The 16,718-nt window shown below is 69.3% G+C and carries 17 protein-coding genes and 1 pseudogene; 11 read left to right on the top strand and 7 right to left on the bottom strand.

The genetic code is table 11. The features are described 5' to 3' along the window. Nucleotides 1–187 precede the first annotated feature (187 nt). The 5 genes and pseudogenes from F4X11_21090 to F4X11_21070 form a co-directional block, all read right to left on the bottom strand. Nucleotides 188–475 (bottom strand): hypothetical protein, encoded by a 288-nt coding sequence (locus F4X11_21090; protein ID MYN67489.1) that lies wholly within the window; start codon nucleotides 473–475, stop codon nucleotides 188–190. Nucleotides 476–482: 7 nt separating this feature from the next. Next, on the bottom strand, nucleotides 483–752 hold the full coding sequence (locus F4X11_21085) for a hypothetical protein (GenBank protein ID MYN67488.1): 270 nt from the start codon (nucleotides 750–752) through the stop codon (nucleotides 483–485). Between the two features lie 55 nt (nucleotides 753–807). Beyond that, on the bottom strand, nucleotides 808–1,083 hold the full coding sequence (locus tag F4X11_21080) for a hypothetical protein (protein MYN67487.1): 276 nt from the start codon (nucleotides 1,081–1,083) through the stop codon (nucleotides 808–810). 51 nt (nucleotides 1,084–1,134) lie between these two features. After that, nucleotides 1,135–1,638 (bottom strand): hypothetical protein, encoded by a 504-nt coding sequence (locus F4X11_21075; protein ID MYN67486.1) that lies wholly within the window; start codon nucleotides 1,636–1,638, stop codon nucleotides 1,135–1,137. Between the two features lie 107 nt (nucleotides 1,639–1,745). Further along, nucleotides 1,746–2,782, bottom strand: a pseudogene (locus F4X11_21070) (SMP-30/gluconolactonase/LRE family protein). Between the two features lie 283 nt (nucleotides 2,783–3,065). Here F4X11_21070 and F4X11_21065 point away from each other — a divergent pair. The 8 genes from F4X11_21065 (at nucleotide 3,066) to F4X11_21030 (ending at nucleotide 10,770) form a co-directional block, all read left to right on the top strand. Then, a complete protein-coding gene (locus F4X11_21065) occupies nucleotides 3,066–3,992 on the top strand; it encodes a LamG domain-containing protein (protein MYN67485.1) in 927 nt (308 codons plus the stop codon). 9 nt (nucleotides 3,993–4,001) lie between these two features. Further along, nucleotides 4,002–5,936 (top strand): hypothetical protein, encoded by a 1,935-nt coding sequence (locus tag F4X11_21060; GenBank protein ID MYN67484.1) that lies wholly within the window; start codon nucleotides 4,002–4,004, stop codon nucleotides 5,934–5,936. A 132-nt stretch (nucleotides 5,937–6,068) separates the two neighbouring features. Continuing rightward, nucleotides 6,069–7,277, top strand: a complete 1,209-nt coding sequence (locus F4X11_21055; GenBank protein ID MYN67483.1) for an ATP-binding protein — start codon at nucleotides 6,069–6,071, stop codon at nucleotides 7,275–7,277. Then, nucleotides 7,262–9,010 carry a hypothetical protein gene (locus tag F4X11_21050; GenBank protein MYN67482.1) on the top strand — a complete coding sequence of 583 codons (1,749 nt, stop codon included), beginning with the start codon at nucleotides 7,262–7,264 and terminating at the stop codon, nucleotides 9,008–9,010. Before F4X11_21055 ends, F4X11_21050 begins: the two co-directional genes overlap by 16 nt. Before the next feature lie 277 nt (nucleotides 9,011–9,287). After that, nucleotides 9,288–9,551, top strand: coding sequence for a hypothetical protein (locus F4X11_21045; GenBank protein MYN67481.1), 264 nt, complete (start codon nucleotides 9,288–9,290; stop codon nucleotides 9,549–9,551). Continuing rightward, nucleotides 9,548–10,003, top strand: coding sequence for a type II toxin-antitoxin system VapC family toxin (locus F4X11_21040; GenBank protein MYN67480.1), 456 nt, complete (start codon nucleotides 9,548–9,550; stop codon nucleotides 10,001–10,003). Before F4X11_21045 ends, F4X11_21040 begins: the two co-directional genes overlap by 4 nt. A gap of 24 nt (nucleotides 10,004–10,027) precedes the next feature. Continuing rightward, nucleotides 10,028–10,444 carry a nucleotidyltransferase gene (locus F4X11_21035; protein MYN67479.1) on the top strand — a complete coding sequence of 139 codons (417 nt, stop codon included), beginning with the start codon at nucleotides 10,028–10,030 and terminating at the stop codon, nucleotides 10,442–10,444. Next, complete coding sequence (locus F4X11_21030; GenBank protein MYN67478.1) at nucleotides 10,435–10,770, top strand: nucleotidyltransferase domain-containing protein; 336 nt, start codon at nucleotides 10,435–10,437, stop codon at nucleotides 10,768–10,770. The genes F4X11_21035 and F4X11_21030 overlap by 10 nt, the downstream gene beginning before the upstream one ends. Nucleotides 10,771–10,842: 72 nt before the next feature. Here the strand turns inward: F4X11_21030 and F4X11_21025 are convergent, their stop codons facing one another. After that, entirely contained in the window at nucleotides 10,843–12,165 is a 1,323-nt protein-coding gene (locus F4X11_21025; GenBank protein MYN67477.1) for a DUF1552 domain-containing protein, read from the bottom strand. Here F4X11_21025 and F4X11_21020 point away from each other — a divergent pair. Genes F4X11_21020 through F4X11_21010 form a run of 3 tightly spaced genes read left to right on the top strand, consistent with a single transcriptional unit; the run spans nucleotide 12,164 to nucleotide 16,066 of the window. Then, nucleotides 12,164–13,987 carry an amidase gene (locus F4X11_21020; GenBank protein ID MYN67476.1) on the top strand — a complete coding sequence of 608 codons (1,824 nt, stop codon included), beginning with the start codon at nucleotides 12,164–12,166 and terminating at the stop codon, nucleotides 13,985–13,987. The two genes, F4X11_21025 and F4X11_21020, sit on opposite strands and share 2 nt — an antisense overlap. Then, nucleotides 13,984–15,021 carry an ABC transporter ATP-binding protein gene (locus tag F4X11_21015; protein ID MYN67475.1) on the top strand — a complete coding sequence of 346 codons (1,038 nt, stop codon included), beginning with the start codon at nucleotides 13,984–13,986 and terminating at the stop codon, nucleotides 15,019–15,021. The genes F4X11_21020 and F4X11_21015 overlap by 4 nt, the downstream gene beginning before the upstream one ends. Further along, nucleotides 15,014–16,066, top strand: coding sequence for an ABC transporter permease (locus F4X11_21010; protein ID MYN67474.1), 1,053 nt, complete (start codon nucleotides 15,014–15,016; stop codon nucleotides 16,064–16,066). The genes F4X11_21015 and F4X11_21010 overlap by 8 nt, the downstream gene beginning before the upstream one ends. Nucleotides 16,067–16,069: 3 nt before the next feature. Here F4X11_21010 and F4X11_21005 read toward each other — a convergent pair whose 3' ends face one another. Continuing rightward, nucleotides 16,070–16,282: a hypothetical protein gene (locus tag F4X11_21005; protein ID MYN67473.1), complete on the bottom strand. Its 213-nt coding sequence runs from the start codon at nucleotides 16,280–16,282 to the stop codon at nucleotides 16,070–16,072. Between the last annotated feature and the right edge of the window lie 436 nt (nucleotides 16,283–16,718).

Below are 16,718 nucleotides of genomic sequence, written 5' to 3'. Positions count from 1 at the left end.
CCCCCCCCCCCCCCCCCCCCCCCCCCCCCCCCCCCCCCCCCCCCCCCGGGGGCGGGCCCCCCCCCCCCCCCCCCCCCCCCCCGGTTCCACGGTGCGGCTCCCCGCGTGCGCTGAAGGGCGGTGCGCGCCGCAGTCGCTCGAAGCTGTGGCTGCGCGGCTGGATGGACCGCTCCCTTGACGCCGGTGGTCAGGAGTCGACGCGAGCGAGTGGTGGCACTTGACTCGATATGGTCGAAATGATCAACGGTGCCGAGGCACCGATGTTGAACGCCAGAACGGAATTCAATCGAGCGTCGGTTTCCTGGTACATCACAACCAGGCAACCGCCGGCCGCGACCATGCCAATGGTGACCAGCCAGTACAGCGGGCTCTTCGCCCAGTCCGGAGCACCGAGGTGTAGCTGTTCCCGGATGCGGTACCAGCGAAGCAGCTCGACCGCAGCGCCCCCCGCAAGCCCCCACACCCAGAGCGGCATATCCACACTACTGACTGGCGAAGGTCAGGATGCTGTCGACGAACTCGCGTAGCTTCGTCGGTCGGTCTCTCAGCGTGTAGGCGACCCGCCTTGTCCCCACGCGCGAGTCCCGCGTGAGAGTCATGCGGACCTCGGCTTCATGCCTGCGAATCAGCCGCTGCACGTGCTCCCGGGGCAGGCTGGTTTCCCTCGCGATGCCGTCAACGGTCCTGAAGTCCCAGTTGGGATTCGCAAGCGCCGCCTTCACTTTCGCCCAGTCGTCTCGATGCTCGTGCATGTGGATCGCCGAGTTGACCATCTGAAAATACCGTAGCACACGACGGCATCGTGGTTCACGTCAGTTCACGTCCGCAATCCGAATGCGCGCTATGCGCGCTACGCTCCCGCCGTCGATCGAGCGCGGTCCGGCGGAGCCCCCGCACCCGCGCCGCCAGGACGCGGATTTCGCCTTTCAGGCGGGCGATCGGACCGGCGAGATCGAGCGTCGCGACGTGGAGGTACTTCCCTGCATGGCGGACCTGATACGACAGGGCACCGCCTTCGGGGTCTCCCTCCGCATAGATCAGAAGCCCGCCGGGCAGGTCCAGCGCGGTGGCATACGCCAGCATCTGGTACAGGTCCGCGTTCGGCGCCCGCTCGTCCTTACTTCCGCTTGTACTTCACATCGCCCGCGAAGGTGCAGACCTGGTCGTCCCACCAGGAGAGGTCGGGCTTGAGGCCGACGCGGCCCGCCTCGTCCAGGTACACCCGCTAGTCGCCGGACAGCCGATGAGCAGCACGGAGATGGTCCTCAGGCGGATTCGTGCCGTTCCTGGCCCGGCGTTCGAGGGAAATCGCTTCGAGAACGCACGAATGTCGCCCGGCTTCAAGTCCTCGTCGGACCAGATTGCCCCGAGCGCCTCGCGCCCTGCCTCCCGGTCGTTGTTCAGCCACTTCTTGAGATGGTCGGCATCCCTCCAGTCCATCGGGTGGCCTTTCCCCGACAGTGCCGGCTTGAGGAGATCGAACCACCCGTCATCACCGGCCAGGAGCGCACGGCGAGCAGCTTCCAGCTTCCTCCCAATCTCGATCTTGTAGTCGATCTCGTCGCGGTCGAGCTTGCCGGTGGCGAGATACCGCCGCACGCTCTCGAGGTAGTCGTCCCATGGCTTCCCGGTCGGCATCTGATCCTGCTTCCGCAATCTTCCGGGCGGCACGGGGTCGGACGGGCCCGCCCTCTGCAACCCGGTGCCTTATCGCTCCCTCCGGCGCAGAGGATTCTCTGCGGTGCCTACGGTCCCGGGATCGCGCCCGCCGTCGTCAACCGGATCCGGTAGAGCCCCGTGCGCGCTGTCATGTAGAGGGTGCTGCCATCGTCGCCCCAGGCCACGTTGGCGGGCACCTCGTCCGGCATGATGCTCCCCAGGTGCGTCCCGTCCGGGGCGATTACCCACACCCGGCGGGACCGGTGGCGAACAGGTTGCCGGCATTGTCCACCTTCAGGCCGTCCGCGGCGCCCTCGGCGGTCTGGTCGTTCACGTCGAAGAAGACCCGCGGATTGGAGACTCCCTCCTCGCCCAGGTCGTAGGCCATCCAGACCTTCTGCTCGGGATCGGAGTTGGCGACGTAGAGCACGGACTCGTCCGGCGACAGCGCGATGCCGTTCGGACGCGACTGATCCCGGTACAGCAGCTCCAGCTCGCCGTCCGGGCTCAGGCGATAGATGCCGTTGAAGTCGTGCTCCCGCAGCGGCGACTCGTCGCGGCCCTCCAGCGCCGAGCCCGGATCGGTGAAGTAGAGCCAGCCGTCCGACGAGTAGGCTGCGTCGTTCGGGCTGTTCAACCGGCGGCCCTCGTAGCTGTCCACCAGGGTCGTCCGCGTGCCGTCCGCCTCCACGCGCGAGATGAGCCGGTTGCCGTGCTCGCACATCACGAGGCGGCCTTCGGCGTCCAGCGTCAGCCCGTTGGAGCTGACCGAGCGCAGACCGGTGCGGTCGCCCTCGAACACCGGCTCGATGAAGGGGTTCGCCCCGTCGGCCTCGGACCACTGGTACACACCGTTCCCGCGCACGTCGGAAAAGAGCAGCCGCGCCCCGGCACGGTCCCAGACCGGGCCCTCGGTGAAGACGTAGCCGTCGGCGAGCTTCTCGATGCGTGCGTCGCCCGGCACGAGCTCGTCGAAGCGGGGATCGACACGCAGGATGGTGCCGGCGCCGGTGTCCGGCGCGGGTGCCTCGGCCGGCGCCTCGGCGGCCGGTTCCGGTGCACCGCAAGCCACGGTGAAACCCGCGACGACGGCAAGGCAAAGGGCTGTCTCCAGTCTGGTCATCGTCTCCACTCCTCCATTCCCTCTCCGGCCGGCATCCGAATCCGGACGACAACACCCTCGGGATCCGATCGTACGGCGGTAGGATACGTGCAGACCGACCGTCGTGTCTGCGGCTCACCGGGTATGGCCGACCGCGTCGAGGAGTCGACGACAGCGTAACGAGGTGTCGAGAACGCGTCGAGGAAAGGAAGCGACCCGTGCGTGTACAGATGCAGGCGGTGGTCGACGAGTTCGAGACCGGGACCGATTCCGGGCCCGGCTGCATGTTCTGGCTGACGGGAGAATGACGATGCGACGAGCGACGTTCGGGTCACGGACGGCGTGGCTGCTGGTGCTCTGTCTCGCCGGGTGCGGCGGAGGCGGCGCGCCCGAGTCGGTAGTCTCCGAGGCGCCGTCGGAGGGACCCACCGGCAGCGCCGGGGCGCTCGCCGACGCCCTCACGTTCCACGCCTCGTTCGACAACGGCCTCGATGCGGATCGGGCAGCCGCCGATCCGGTGCTCTACACGGCGCCGTCGTACGACGAGCAGGACCAGGCGGAGCCGGGACTCGGGAACCCGGCGGTGATGCTCGCCGAGGGAGCGGGGCGCTTCGGGCACGCGCTGCGCTTCACCGAGCGCAACCAGCACGCCATCTTCTACCGGGCGGAGGGGAACATCGGCTACTCGCCGGACGGCTGGAGCGGGACCGTCTCGTTCTGGCTGAGCCTGGACCCCGCCACCGACCTCGAGCCGGGCTTCTGCGACCCGATCCAGATCACCGACGCCGCGTACAACGACGCCGCGATCTGGGTCGACTTCACGGCCGAGAACCCCCGCCAGTTCCGACTCGGCGTGTTCGGCGACCTGGACGTGTGGAACCCGGACGGACTCGGACCGAACGACAATCCCGCCTTCACCGACCGGCTTGCGGTGGTCGACGAGCCGCCGTTCGCGGGCGACCGCTGGACGCACGTGGCGATCACGTACGCGGGCCTCGGCCAGCCGGGCGGCGCCGCCACCCTGTATCTGGACGGCGAGCGGGTGCCCGGCGGAGCGGACGACGTCGACGAGCCGTTCACCTGGGACGTCGAGCGCGGCGCGATCCGGCTCGGCGTGAACTACGTGGGGCTGTTCGACGAGCTGTCGCTCTTCGACCGCCCGTTGACCGACGACGAGGTCCGCGCTCTGCACGCCCTCGACGGCGGCGTGGCGGCGCTCTCCATGGATTGAAGGTAGGACGTGACACACCAGTCTTCGCAGCCCCTGCCCGGCATCCGGCGCCGGCTCGCCGATGCGATCCGGACCGTCGTCGGCAGACGCCGAAGCGTGCGTCGAGGACGAAGCCTGATTCCGTTCGGCGCAGGCCGGGAACCCATTCAGCTCGTCGTATGCCGCGCCGTGCTCGGCATGGCCGCGTTCGGGCTCGCCCTCACCGGAGCCGCGGGTGCACACGCCCAGGCCTCGCTCGCGGATCCGGCTGCCCTGGCGGCGGCGCTCGACGCCGTCGCCGCAGAGGCTGGCGAACCCCGGATCGTGAGCGGCGCCGGCATGACGCGGGACGACGTGCCGCTGCTCACCCTCGAGAACGGCGCGCCGTTCGACGCGTCGCGCCCCGAGCGCCGCCTCGTGCTCGTCGGCGGTCTCGACGGCAACGCGGAGGCGGCCCGCATCGTCCTCGACGCGGTGCGCTGGTTCAAGACGGAGGCGCCCGAAGCGGAGCGTGCCCGGTGGCTGGTGAGCGCGCTACCGCTCGCCCTGCCCGGCGCGGACGCGACGGGACCGCCCGCCACGTTCCCACCGGTCGACGGTTTCTTCGACGACCCCGAGCGGCCGGAGAGCCGTTACGTCTGGCGCTGGGTCGCCTACCAGACGCCCGATCTCGTCGTAGACGTCCGCGCCGGGGACGACGCGGTGAGCCGTTACGTCTGGCGCCGGGTCGCCCAACAGACGCCCGACCTCGCCACCGAGGCCCGCGCCGGAGAGGAGTCGAGCCTACGCGCCGGCGGCGGTCCCAATCCCGAGGATCGGCCTGCGGGTTCACTGGCCGCGGCGCTCGCAGACCCGGCGAACCACACCGGCCTGGGGCCCGTCGACACACTCCTGGCGACCGCCGGGGCCGCCGACGGCGCCGCCGTCATGCGCGCGGTCCTGGCCCGCGCGAGGGACCGGCAATCGCCGCTGCGCAACGTCCTGAACCGCCGGATGGCGCGCGACCCGCTCACCGTGGCGCGGCTGATGGCCCGACGATACCCGGGCACCCCCAGCATCAGCTACATCCCGGCGCTCGCCTGGGTACATACCTTGCGGGTCGCGGAGATGGACGACGATACCTCCCTGCGCGACAAGGTGCTGGAGGAGGTCCGTCCATGGCTGTCCGGCGGCCAGCCGCTGTTCGGCAACCGGATCTCCTTCGCCGCGCTGGCTGGAACGATGATCTTCAGCCACCTGACCGGGCTGCCCGGCGGCGACGGTGAGACGGCGGCCCGGTTGGCGGCCGAGGGCGTCGCGCTGGGTGCGGCCGAGATCGCGCCGGGACGGCCCGAGCGCGCGTCCGGTTGGAGCGACGACTTCTTCCTGGGCACCATCGCCGCGGTCCGCGCGGGCGATCCGGAAGGTCTCGCCGCGGCCGTTCGCCTGGTGACGACCACCGCGGCCCGCCTGCAGCAGCCGAACGGCCTGTTTCACCACGACGCGGACGCCCCGACCGCCTGGGGCCGCGGCAACGGCTTCGGCGCCCTCGGCCTGGCCGAGTTGCTCACGGTCCTCCCGGCGGATCATCCGGAGCGGGAAGCAGTGCTGAACATCCACCGCCGGCACCTCGCCGGGGTGCTTTCCCAGCAGGCGCCGGACGGCATGTGGCGGCAGATCGTCGACGTGCCCGGCAGCTACCGCGAGACCAGCGTCACCGCGATGACCCTGACCGCGATGGCGCGGGGCATCCGCCTCGGCTGGCTCGACGACTCCTACCGGCCCGCCGTGGACCGCGCCTGGCGCGCCCTGCTCGCCCACGTCGGCAACGACGGCACGCTGGTCGACGTCTGCTTCAGCACCGGGGCGGGTCCGACGCGGCGGCACTACCTCGACCGGCCCGCCGTCAACGGCGCGGACGACCGCGGCGGCGCCATGGTGTTGGGCGCGGCGCTGGAGTACTACGACCTGCTGCAGGCGGACTGAACCTGCAAGACCGGCTCCCGACCGAAACGCGGGAGCCGGCTTCAACTCCGGGCGAAACCACCGGGCCGTGGACCGGTTTCGTTTCAACACCCTTGAATTTACTCAGTATATTGAGCAAAAGTACGTCCTACGTTGAGTAATCCGTCGCCGTACTCGCGAGCCCAGACCGGCGAGCTGGTCCGACGCCTGCGCGAGCCGCGCCGTTTTATCCAGGTGCTCGCCGGCTCGCGGCAGGTCGGCAAGACGACGCTGGCAGGACAGGCGGCGAAACAGTCGGGTCTGCCGACCCGCCACGTCAGTGCGGACGAGCCGACCCTCCGCGACAGCCATTGGATCCAGCAGCAGTGGGAGGCCGCGCGGACCCTGGCCGACGCGGCGGACGCGAACGGCGCGCTCCTCGTGCTCGACGAGGTACAGAAGATCAACCACTGGTCCAAAGCGGTCAAGCACCTGTGGGACGCGGACACCCGCAATGGTCGGCGGTTGAAAGTCGTACTGCTCGGGTCCGCCCCCCTGCTCGTCCAACGTGGTCTCGGGGAAAGCCTCGCGGGCCGTTTCGAGATGCTCCGCCTGCCGCACTGGAGCCTTGCCGAGATGCGCGAGGCGTTCGGCTGGTCACTGGAGCAGTACCTCTTCTACGGCGGCTATCCCGGCGCGGCGCCGCTCATCCGGCAACCGCGCCGCTGGATGCGATACGTCCGCGACTCGCTCATCGAGCCCATCCTCTCGCGCGACGTGCTGCTCCTCTCCCGCGTCGACAAGCCGGCGTTGCTCCGCCGGCTGCTGGAGCTGGGATGCGCCCACTCCGGGCAGATCCTCTCCTACACGAAGATGCTCGGCCAGCTCCAGGACGCCGGCAACACGACCACCCTGGCCCACTACCTCGATCTGCTCGCCGGCGCCGGCTTGGTCACCGGTCTCCAGAAGTATGCCGGCGTCGGCGCAAGGCGGCGGGCGTCGAGCCCCAAGCTGCAGGTCCTCAACACGGCGATGATCACGGCGCACGCGGGAATCACTCTCGCGCAGGCACGTGCGGATCGCATGTTCTGGGGCCGCCTGGTCGAGTCGGCAGTCGGGGCACACCTGGCCAACGCCGCGGCGATGGATTGCTGCGACGTCCACTACTGGCGCGATCGCAACCGCGAGGTCGATTTCGTCGTGAGCGCCGGCCGGACGCTGGTCGCCATCGAGGTCAAGAGCGGGCGCGCGCCCGAGACGCTGCCCGGCATGGCCGCGTTCTCGGCGGCGTTCCGGCCGACCCGCAAGCTGCTGGTCGGCGGGGACGGTATCGACGTCGAAACGTTCCTGTCGACGCCGGTCGGGAAATGGCTGGAGGCGTGATGTCGCCGCGACATAATACGGAACGGATGACTCTCGGTGAGGCGGACATCGCGCGCCGACTGCGACTCGGCGAGGACAGCTATTGGGAGTTCAAGGCAATCGCCTTCCAGGGTGATCGACCGATCAGCCCGAAGCGGGATGATCTCGCGGATGAAATCGCCGCCTTCGCGAATGCCGGCGGCGGCGTGCTGCTGTGCGGCGTCACCGACGAAGGCAGCGTACACGGCACGTCCCGAAGTCAGATGGATGCGCTGGAAGGAATGATCGTCGAGTTGTGCGCCGACTCGATCAAGCCCTCACTCATGGACGTGGTCATCACGCGCCACGAACTGGACGGCAGGCGGTTGCTGGCCGTCGACGTAGCCAGGGGAACCGCGCAGCACGACAGCCCGGGCGGCAGTTTCCGGCGCGTCGGCAGCGCCAAACGGCCCATGTCCGGCGACGAGCGGATGCGCCTCGCCCAGCAGCGCGGCCAGGCGCGCTTCGTCTGGTTCGACAGACAGGTGGTACCGGGTACCGGATTCGGAACGCTGGACGACGAGCTCTGGAAGCCCCTGGTGAGCGCGGCCGGCGCCGTGAACCCGGAAACCGCTCTCGAGAAGCACGCACTGCTGGCGCGGGACGACGCAGAGACGATGCGCGCCACCGTCGCCGGCGTGCTGTTGTGCACTCGGAGTCCGGAGAAATTGCTGCCCTGCGCCTGCATCACGGCCACCCGATACCGGGGAACGGACCGGGCCTCCGGGCAGGTCGACGCCCAGGAGATTACCGGGCCCCTCGATCGACAGGTGGCCGATGCCGTGGCATTCGCCGTACGGAACATGCAGGTGTCCGCCCGCAAGACGCCGGCGCGCGTGGATCAACCCCAGTACAGCGACAAGGCGTTGTTCGAAGCCCTGGTCAATGCCGTCGCGCATCGAGACTATGCCGTGCGTGGAAGCCGCATCCGGTTGTCGATGTTCGCGGACCGGTTGGAGATTCAATCTCCCGGAGCATTGCCGAACAGCCTGACCGTGGACAGCATGGCAAGTCGCCAGGCGACCCGCAACGAAGCGCTGGCCTCCGCGTTGGGACGACTGCCCGTGGACGGCATCCCCGGCTCGGAGGAACGCCAGTACTTCATGGAGCGCCGCGGCGACGGCGTCCCGATCATCAAACGTGAGACGTACGCCCTCTGCGGGACGCTGCCGGAGTATCGTCTGATCGGGGATGCTGAAGTCTGCAGCGCCGCCCGCGCGATCGTCACCGTCCGGTCCGCCGGGACTCCCCGTCCGGGCGCCGACCTGCTGGTCCTGTTCCCGAACCGGACGTGGAAGCAGGCGACGACGGACGAAAACGGAGAAGCCGCAATCCATCTGCACACGACACACCACCCCGTGACCGTGTTCGCGGCGGCTCCGGGTCATGCCGCCGGGGTGACACGTGACTGGCGTCCGGCGGACGGGGCTCTGGCGGTCGAACTCGAGGCTCTGCCGGCTGGCGGCGCCGTCATCTTTCCGGAAGCGACCGGCAGCGTACCGGGACTGAAGGGAAGGTTGAATCCCGTGCGCGACGCGTACGACCGGACGCACCTCTACGCATCCGACATCGCCATCAACCAGGGACGGCAACAGCCGGTCCATTTTCTGCCGGGTGAGGATATGCACCTGACCGACGCCAACGGCGTCGAGGCGCTCGTGCGCATCGTCGACATCGTCGGACGGTCCGCGCTGGTGGAGTACCGGCGGACCTGACCGATGGCTGGAGAAGGCGGATTGACTCGTCGAGGGCGGGAAGCAGCGTGACGACGCGGCGGCGCACCCGAACCGCGCGGCCGCCCGACGCGCTCCCCGGCACGGCGGCGTTCTCCGAGACGTTCCGACCGGCCCTCAAGCTGCTCGTCGGCGAGACGGCATCGATCTCGGAACGTCCTGCCCCGCCAGTGGGAAAATGGCTCAGAACGCCACGACAGCAACTCGCGCTAGCATGTTCCGTTGCTGCGCTGAGGCCAAGTGCGACAGGGGAGGGAGCATGAAGCGGAACTCCGTCATCACTGTCCGCGACATCGACCCTGGCGACAAGTCCTGGGTCCGGCGCGAAGCCGAACATCACGGCGTATCGATGGAAGAGTACGTCCGCCGTCTGATCCACGAGAAGCGGAAGACGTCCGAAGGCCACCAGAAACCGTCCGCGGCGTTCCGGAGGTATTTCGGAGCGGAGCACGGCATCGAGTTGCCCTTGCCCAGGTCATATGGCTACCGGCCGGTCACGTTTTCCGAGGACGACGAGAGATGAGGGCGTGCACGGCCTGGATTCTCGATGCGAACGTCGTCTCCGAGATGATGCGGCCGGCTCCGGAACCGAAGGTCGCCCGGTTTCTCGACGGGATTGCGGCCGAGGGGATCGGCTTTTCCGCCGTCACCGTCTGGGAGGTCGTCGACGGCATCGGGCGTCTCGATCCCGGCCGGCGGCGGGACGATCTCACAGAGCGCTTTCAGGGCATCGTCGACGATCTGTTCGAAGAGCGGATATTCGACTGGACAGCCGCCGACGCCCGGGCCTGCGCGCTGATCCTGGAGACGAAGCGACGCCGCGGCGAGCCGCTCGACGACCATTTGCCGGACGCCATGATCGCCGGCACGGCCGTTAGCCACGGGCTGCGTATCGTCACACGCAACGAACGCGATTTCCGGAACACGGGCGCCGCGACCGTCAACCCCTGGACACAGACGCGCATTGCGGGCTGAAGGCGGGCCAATGGCTCGATGTCAATGATCGATTACGGCAAGTTCCACCTGTCCCTGAAGCGGCTGCAGGAGCAGCACGACAACCATCGGCGGTCGGACGATTCGCGACCGGAGCTGATCCGCGAGGCCATCGCCGAATCGGTGATCCAGCGGTTCGAGACCTGTTACGACTGCCTCTGGAAAGTGTTGAAGCGCTATCTGTCCGAGGGACTGGGCCTTCCCGATATGCCGAACAGCCCGAGGCCGATCTTCAGGCTGGCCCACGAGAACGACCTGTTCGACTCGCCGCTGGAGCGGTGGCTGCAGTACGCCGAGGCCCGCATCGACACGTCACACGACTACGACGGCGAGAAAGCGAAGGCGTGTCTTGCGCTGATGCCGGACTTCATCGCCGATGCCATCGGCCTCTACCGGAAGATGAGTGGAGCAGCATGGGACTAGCGCGGGACATCGACATCACCGCCAGCCAGTGGAGAACCTTGCTGGCATTGCTCCAACGACATCTGCCGGACACGGAGGCCTGGGCCTACGGCTCTCGTGCGAAGCGTACTTCCAATCCGAAATCCGATCTCGACCTCGTCGTGTTCTCGACACCCGACCAACGCGCCCGGGTCGGCGACTTGCGGGAAGCGCTCGAGGAAAGCAACCTGCCCTTCAGAGTCGACCTCTTCGTCTGGAACGACGTGCCGAATTCGTTCCGCCGGCAGATTCGAGCGGAACACGTCGTCGTCTGCCGCCCGAGACCGACGCCGTCGAGCTCTCCGTGATATGACCTTCACCACTCCGTGAATAAGCACGCTCGCGGAGCGTTGCCGCCAACGAGACGTCCGCGGGGCATCTCACCCGCCCAGCGGCAGCAGCCCCGTTGCGTGGCCCAATGAATCCACCGGCACGCCCAGCTTGTCGAGCAGCGTCAGGTGCAGGTTCGCCAGCGGGGTGTCGGGCGAATACCGGACGTGCCGCCCGCCCGTACCGGCGGCGCCCCCCGCCAGCAGGACCGGCAGGTCGTCCGAGGCGTGGGCGTTGCTGTCGGCCATTCCCGCGCCGTAGACGATCATCGCGTGGTCGAGCAGCGAGCCGTCGCCGTCCGGCGTCGTGCGCAGCCGTTCCAGGAAGCGCGAGAAGACGTCGACGTGGTACTGGTTGATCTTGGTCAGCTTGGCCAGCTTCTCCGGATCCCGCTGGTGGTGCGAGATCGGGTGGTGCGCGTCGGCCACGCCGATCTCGGCGTAGGTGCGGCCGGTCAGCTCGCGGCCCAGCATGAAGGTGGCGACCCGGGTCAGGTCGGTCTCCCAGGCCAGGGCGAGCAGGTCGAACATCAGGCGGGCGTGCTCGCCGAAGGTGCCGGGAACGCCCTCCGGCCGATCGACCGTGGGAAACTCGCGGGCGGACTGCGCGGCGGTCCGCTGGATGCGCCGCTCGACGTCGCGCACCGCGTCGAGATACTGGTCCAGCTTGCGGCGGTCGCCCGGACCGAGCTCGCGGGCCAGATCGTGCGCGCGCTCGTTGACCGAGTCGAGCAGGCTGGCGTCCTTACCCAGCCGCGCCCGGCGGACCGCCGGGTCGGTGCTGCCGCTGTCGCCGAACAGCCTCTCGAACACGATGCCGGGATCGTTCTCCATCGGCAGCGGCGTGGTCTCGTCGGCCCAGGCAATGGTGTTGGTGTAGGCGCAACTGAACCCGTTGCCGCACGAGCCGGAGAAATCGCGGCCGTCGATGGCCAGCTCCAGCGTGGCGAGCTGCGTCTGCCGCCCCAGAACGCGCCCGGCGATCTGGTCCATCGAGATGCCGGCCAGCACGTCGGCGCCGTTCTCCGGCTTGGCCGGAACGCCGGTCAGGAAACGGGTGGACGCCCGCGGGTGCGGGCCGGCGCTGGCGACGCCGTGCATCCCGGACAGCACCTGCACGTGGCGGCGCAACGGCTCGAGCGGCTTCAGGACGAGGGGAAACTCGAAATCGCCCCCCGCCGCCGCGGGAATCCAGTGCTCCATCCGCATCCCGTTCGGGACGTAGACGACCCCGAGCCGCGGAACGGGGGCCGCCGCGGTCCTCCGCAGGGCCGCGAGCGCCGGGACCATCCCGTCGAGGAACGGAAGCGCGAGCGACGCGCCGAGTCCGCGCAGTACGGTTCGCCGTGGCAGGGCCTTTCCGGTGACGATCATGATGCTGTCCCCCCGCACCTTCGGGTACACGCCGCGTGAATCCCGTCGGACACCGCGTCCTGCGGTCATCATAGGACGATCCGGCAAGAAAATCCGCTGTTTTCCGGCCCCACCGGGCAGCGCCGGCGCCCGGCGGCGCTTTCCAACGTGCGCCGCGCGTGACATAGTCCCCCGGAGCCGGGAGGCTGAAAGGGGAACAACCGTGAGGCGAAGCAGAAGGACGGCGGCGAGCTACCGAATCAACCGGCGCGCCGGAAGCGCGAGGCAGTGGATGGCGATGTTGGCCGCCGCCTGGCTGCTCGTCCCGGGTGTCGCCGCGGCCCAGGGTTTCCAGTTCCTCGAGGCGACGGTCGCCGACGTGCACGCGGCCTTCGCGTCGGGCGAGCTGACCTGCCGGGTTCTGGTGCAACGCTACATCGACCGGATAGAGGCCTACGACCAGGCGGGCCCGGCGCTGAACGCCATCCAGGCGATCGACCCGCGCGCGCTGGACCGGGCCGACGACCTGGACGCGGCCTACGCCGAGTCGGGGCCGACCGGCCCGTTGCACTGCATCCCGGTGCTGCTGAAGGACCAGGTGGAGACGCGCGACCTGCCGACCACCTACGGCTCGGCGCTGTTCGAGGGATTCGTGTCGCGCCGCGACGCCACCATCGTCGTGCGCATGAAGGAAGCGGGCGCCCTCATCCTGGCGAAGACGAACATGGGCGAGTTCGCCTCGCGCTACGTCGGCTCGGCCTTCGGGATCATCCGCAACGCCTACGACCCGACCCGCAACCCCAGCGGCTCGTCCGGGGGCACCGGCGCCGGCATCGCCGCCAACTTCGGCATGGTCGGCATCGGCGAGGACACCGGCGGATCCATCCGCGGACCGGCGGCGGTCCATGCGCTGGTCGGCCTGCGCCCCACGCTGCCGCTGGTCAGCCGCTTCGGGATGATGCCGGCGAACCCGTCCAGCGACACGCTCGGACCGATGACCCGCACCGTCCGCGATGCGGCGCTCCTGCTCGACGCCATCGCCGGCTACGACGCCAACGACCCGGTCACCGCCTACGCGGCCGGACACGTGCCCGACTCCTACGCCGCCGACCTCGACGCCGACGGCCTGCGGGGAGCCCGCATCGGGGTCATCCGCGAATCGATGGACCCCAAGACGGATCCCGACGCCGAGGACTACAAGCAGGTGCGGGCCCTGATCGACCGCGCCCTCGACGACATGCGGGCGCTCGGCGCCACCGTGGTCGACCCGGTCACCATCGACGGCCTCGAAACGGCGCAGCGCGTGTACACCACCAACAACTTCGAGACCGAACGGGCGATGAACGCGTACCTGGCCGAGCATCCGAACGCGCCGGTCAAGAACCTCCGCGACATCCTGCTGTCGGGCGTCGTCACCCCCTGGCGGGCGCGGGGACTCATCAACGTGGTGGGCAAGTCGACCGACGACCACGCGTACCTGCCCATCCTCCACTCCCGCGAGCGGTTGCGGCGGAGCGTCCTGGCGGCGATGGCCGACGACGACCTGGACGCGCTCGTCTACGCGACCTTCGATCACCAGACGACCGTGATCGCGCCCGACGCCCTCACCAACGCGAACACCCAGGATCAGTACGCGCGCGGCAACAACCGCTTCCTGAGCCCGGCCACGGGATTCCCTGCGCTGACCCTGCCGGCCGGGCTGACGGCCGACGGGCTCCCGATCGGGATCGAGATGCTCGGCCGGCCGTTCACCGAGGCGACCCTGTTCGAGCTGGGCCACGCCTACGAGCAGGGCACGCGGCGGCGCGAGCAGCCGACGACGACGCCGGCGCTGGACCGATGAACGCGGGCGGCGCGAACGAGAGTCTCGCTGACACCGGCAGCGTTCCGAGCCCCGCGGCGCGCGGCGCAGAGGGAGCGGCGACGGGGCTCGCCGAGCCGGCCGTCTCCTGCGCCGGCGTCGTGAAGCGTTTCGGAGACGTGGTGGCGGTCGACGGCCTCGACCTCGAGGTCCGGCGCGGCGAGTGCTTCGGGCTGCTGGGACCGAACGGCGCCGGAAAGACCACGACCATCGAAATCCTGGAGGGGCTGCTCGCGCCGGACACCGGCCGGGTACGGATTCTGGGCCACGCGTGGGGCCGGAACGAGGATGCGCTGCGGGCGCGGCTCGGGATTCACCTCCAGGAGTCGCAGATGGACGAGAAGCTGTCCGTGCTCGAGACGCTCAGGCTGTTCCGGTCCTTCTATCCGCGGGGGCGCCCGGTCGACGACGTGCTCGGGCTGCTCGAGCTGGAGGCCAAGCGCAAGAGCTGGGTCGGCAAGCTGTCGGGCGGCCAGCGGCAGCGTCTCGCCGTCGGCTGCGCGCTGGTCGGCGATCCGGACCTGCTGTTCCTCGACGAGCCGACCACGGGCCTGGACCCGCAGTCGCGCCGGCAGTTGTGGGCGCTGCTGCAACGCTATCGCGCCGAGGGAGGCACCATCCTCCTGACCACCCACTACATGGACGAGGCGCACGTGCTGTGCGATCGCGTCGCCATCGTCGATCAGGGCCGGATCGTCACACAGGGCAGTCCCGACGAGCTGATCCTCTCCATCGGCGCACCGCACATCGTCGATGTCGCGTTCGCCCGCGGCGAGGAGCCGGCATCCGCCGGCCTGGAAGAGCGGCTCGCCGCGCTGCCCGGCGTCGACGCGGTCCGCGCGGGCGAGGCGCCGGATGCCTGGACCGTCACGGCGAACGCACTGCACCGCACGCTGCCGGCGCTCGTGGGACTGGCCGCCGACGCCGGCGTCGAGATCGAGACGCTGGCCACGCGCACCGCCACCCTCGAGGACGTGTTCGTGGCGCTGACGGGACATCGACTCCGCGATGACTGAGCCGGCATCCGCGGAACCGCGGCATCCCTTCGTCGAGATGACGATCACCCGGCTGCTCCTGCTGGTGCGCGAGCCGGAGATGATCTTCTGGGTCTTCATCTTCCCGCTGCTGATGGCCCTCGCGCTCGGGATAGCCTTCCAATCGCCTTCCGAGGCGCCGGTGGCGGTCGCCGTCGAGCAGGGAGCCGGCGCCGCGGAGCTGCTCGACGCGCTGGCGGCGCACGAGAGCGTCGAGATCGTGTCCCTCGCTCCCGGTGCGACGGCGGCCGCGCTGCGCGACGGGCTCGCGCACGTCGTGGTCGCGCCGGGCGATCCGCCCACGTACCGCTACGACCCGACGCGGCCGGAGAGCCGGCTGGCCCGGCAGACGGTAGACGACCTGCTGCAGCGCGCCGCCGGCCGCAGGGACGTCTGGACCGGCCGGAACGAGACGGTCACCGCCCCCGGCAGCCGCTACATCGACTGGCTGATCCCCGGCCTGCTCGGCATGAACATCATGGGGACCGGCATGTGGGGCATCGGCTTCACGCTGGTGGTGCAACGCACGCGCAAGCTGCTCAAGCGGCTCATCGCGACGCCGATGCGGCGCCACCAGTACCTGGCCGCCCTCGTGACGGCGCGCCTGGTGCTGCTCGCGCTCGAGCTGGTCGCCTTGGTCGGCTTCGCCCGGCTGATGTTCGGCGTGCCCATCGAGGGCTCGCTGGCCAGCCTCGCCGCCGTCTCGCTGCTCGGGGCGATGACCTTCGGCGGCATCGGCCTGCTCACGGCCAGCCGCGCGCAGACCATCGAGGGCGTCTCAGGCATCATGAACGTGGTCATGGCCCCGATGTGGATCTGCTCCGGCGTCTTCTTCGCTTCGTCGAACTTCCCGGACGCGATGCAGCCGTTCATTCAGGCACTGCCGTTGACCGCGCTGAACGACGCCCTGCGGGGCGTGATGCTGGACGGGAACGGGCTGATCGCGAACGGTCCGGACCTGCTCATCCTCGCGGCGTGGGCCGTGGCGAGCTTCGGCGTGGCCCTCCGGATCTTCCGCTGGCGGTAAGGTCTACTGCGGACGCGGGGGAACGGGCATGGCCTGCCGCGCACGAATCGCGGCTATGTCCGTCCGCATGCCGGCGATCTCGTCCTGCACCGCGGCAACCTCGTCCTGCACCACGGCGACCTCGGTCCGTACCTCGGCGACCTCGTTTCGCACTTCGCCGATCTGCAACAGCACCGCGAACCCCTGTCCCAGGAGGAGCAGCGCGGTTGCAAGCATGAGCCCGACCGTCCAGCGCGAAATAGGGTCTGCGTCGCGGGCCCGTCGATCGGCGTGGTCGGCGGCCCTATCAGCCCGATCAGCAGATCCCGCGGCTCGCTCGGCCGCTTGCTGAATTATCAGGTTCTCTTGAGCCATACCTGCATCAATGATATCTCACGTGCGGGTGCCGCAAGACCGAATACACCACTTGATGGGGCGTGCCGGACCGACACCGGGCCGCCCTTCACGTCCGTCGAGCCGCACCAATCACGGGCGATTCCGGTCGGCCAGCGCTCGTGGATGAATCCTCACGTCCCGAGCGACGATGTGACGGCGCGCTCAGACTGGAGAAACGCGAAACCGGGACGGGGAATTACTGCGAAAACGCTGTGATCCGAAGTCTTCGTTTAGCGGTTCCGGGCAAAAATCCGCGTGTTGGGGGTAGAGGTCTTGA

The organism is Acidobacteriota bacterium (assembly GCA_009861545.1).
Classification (GTDB): domain Bacteria; phylum Acidobacteriota; class Vicinamibacteria; order Vicinamibacterales; family UBA8438; genus WTFV01.
Note: the sequence above shows the minus strand (reverse complement) of the source record. Positions and strands in the feature narration are given on the sequence as shown.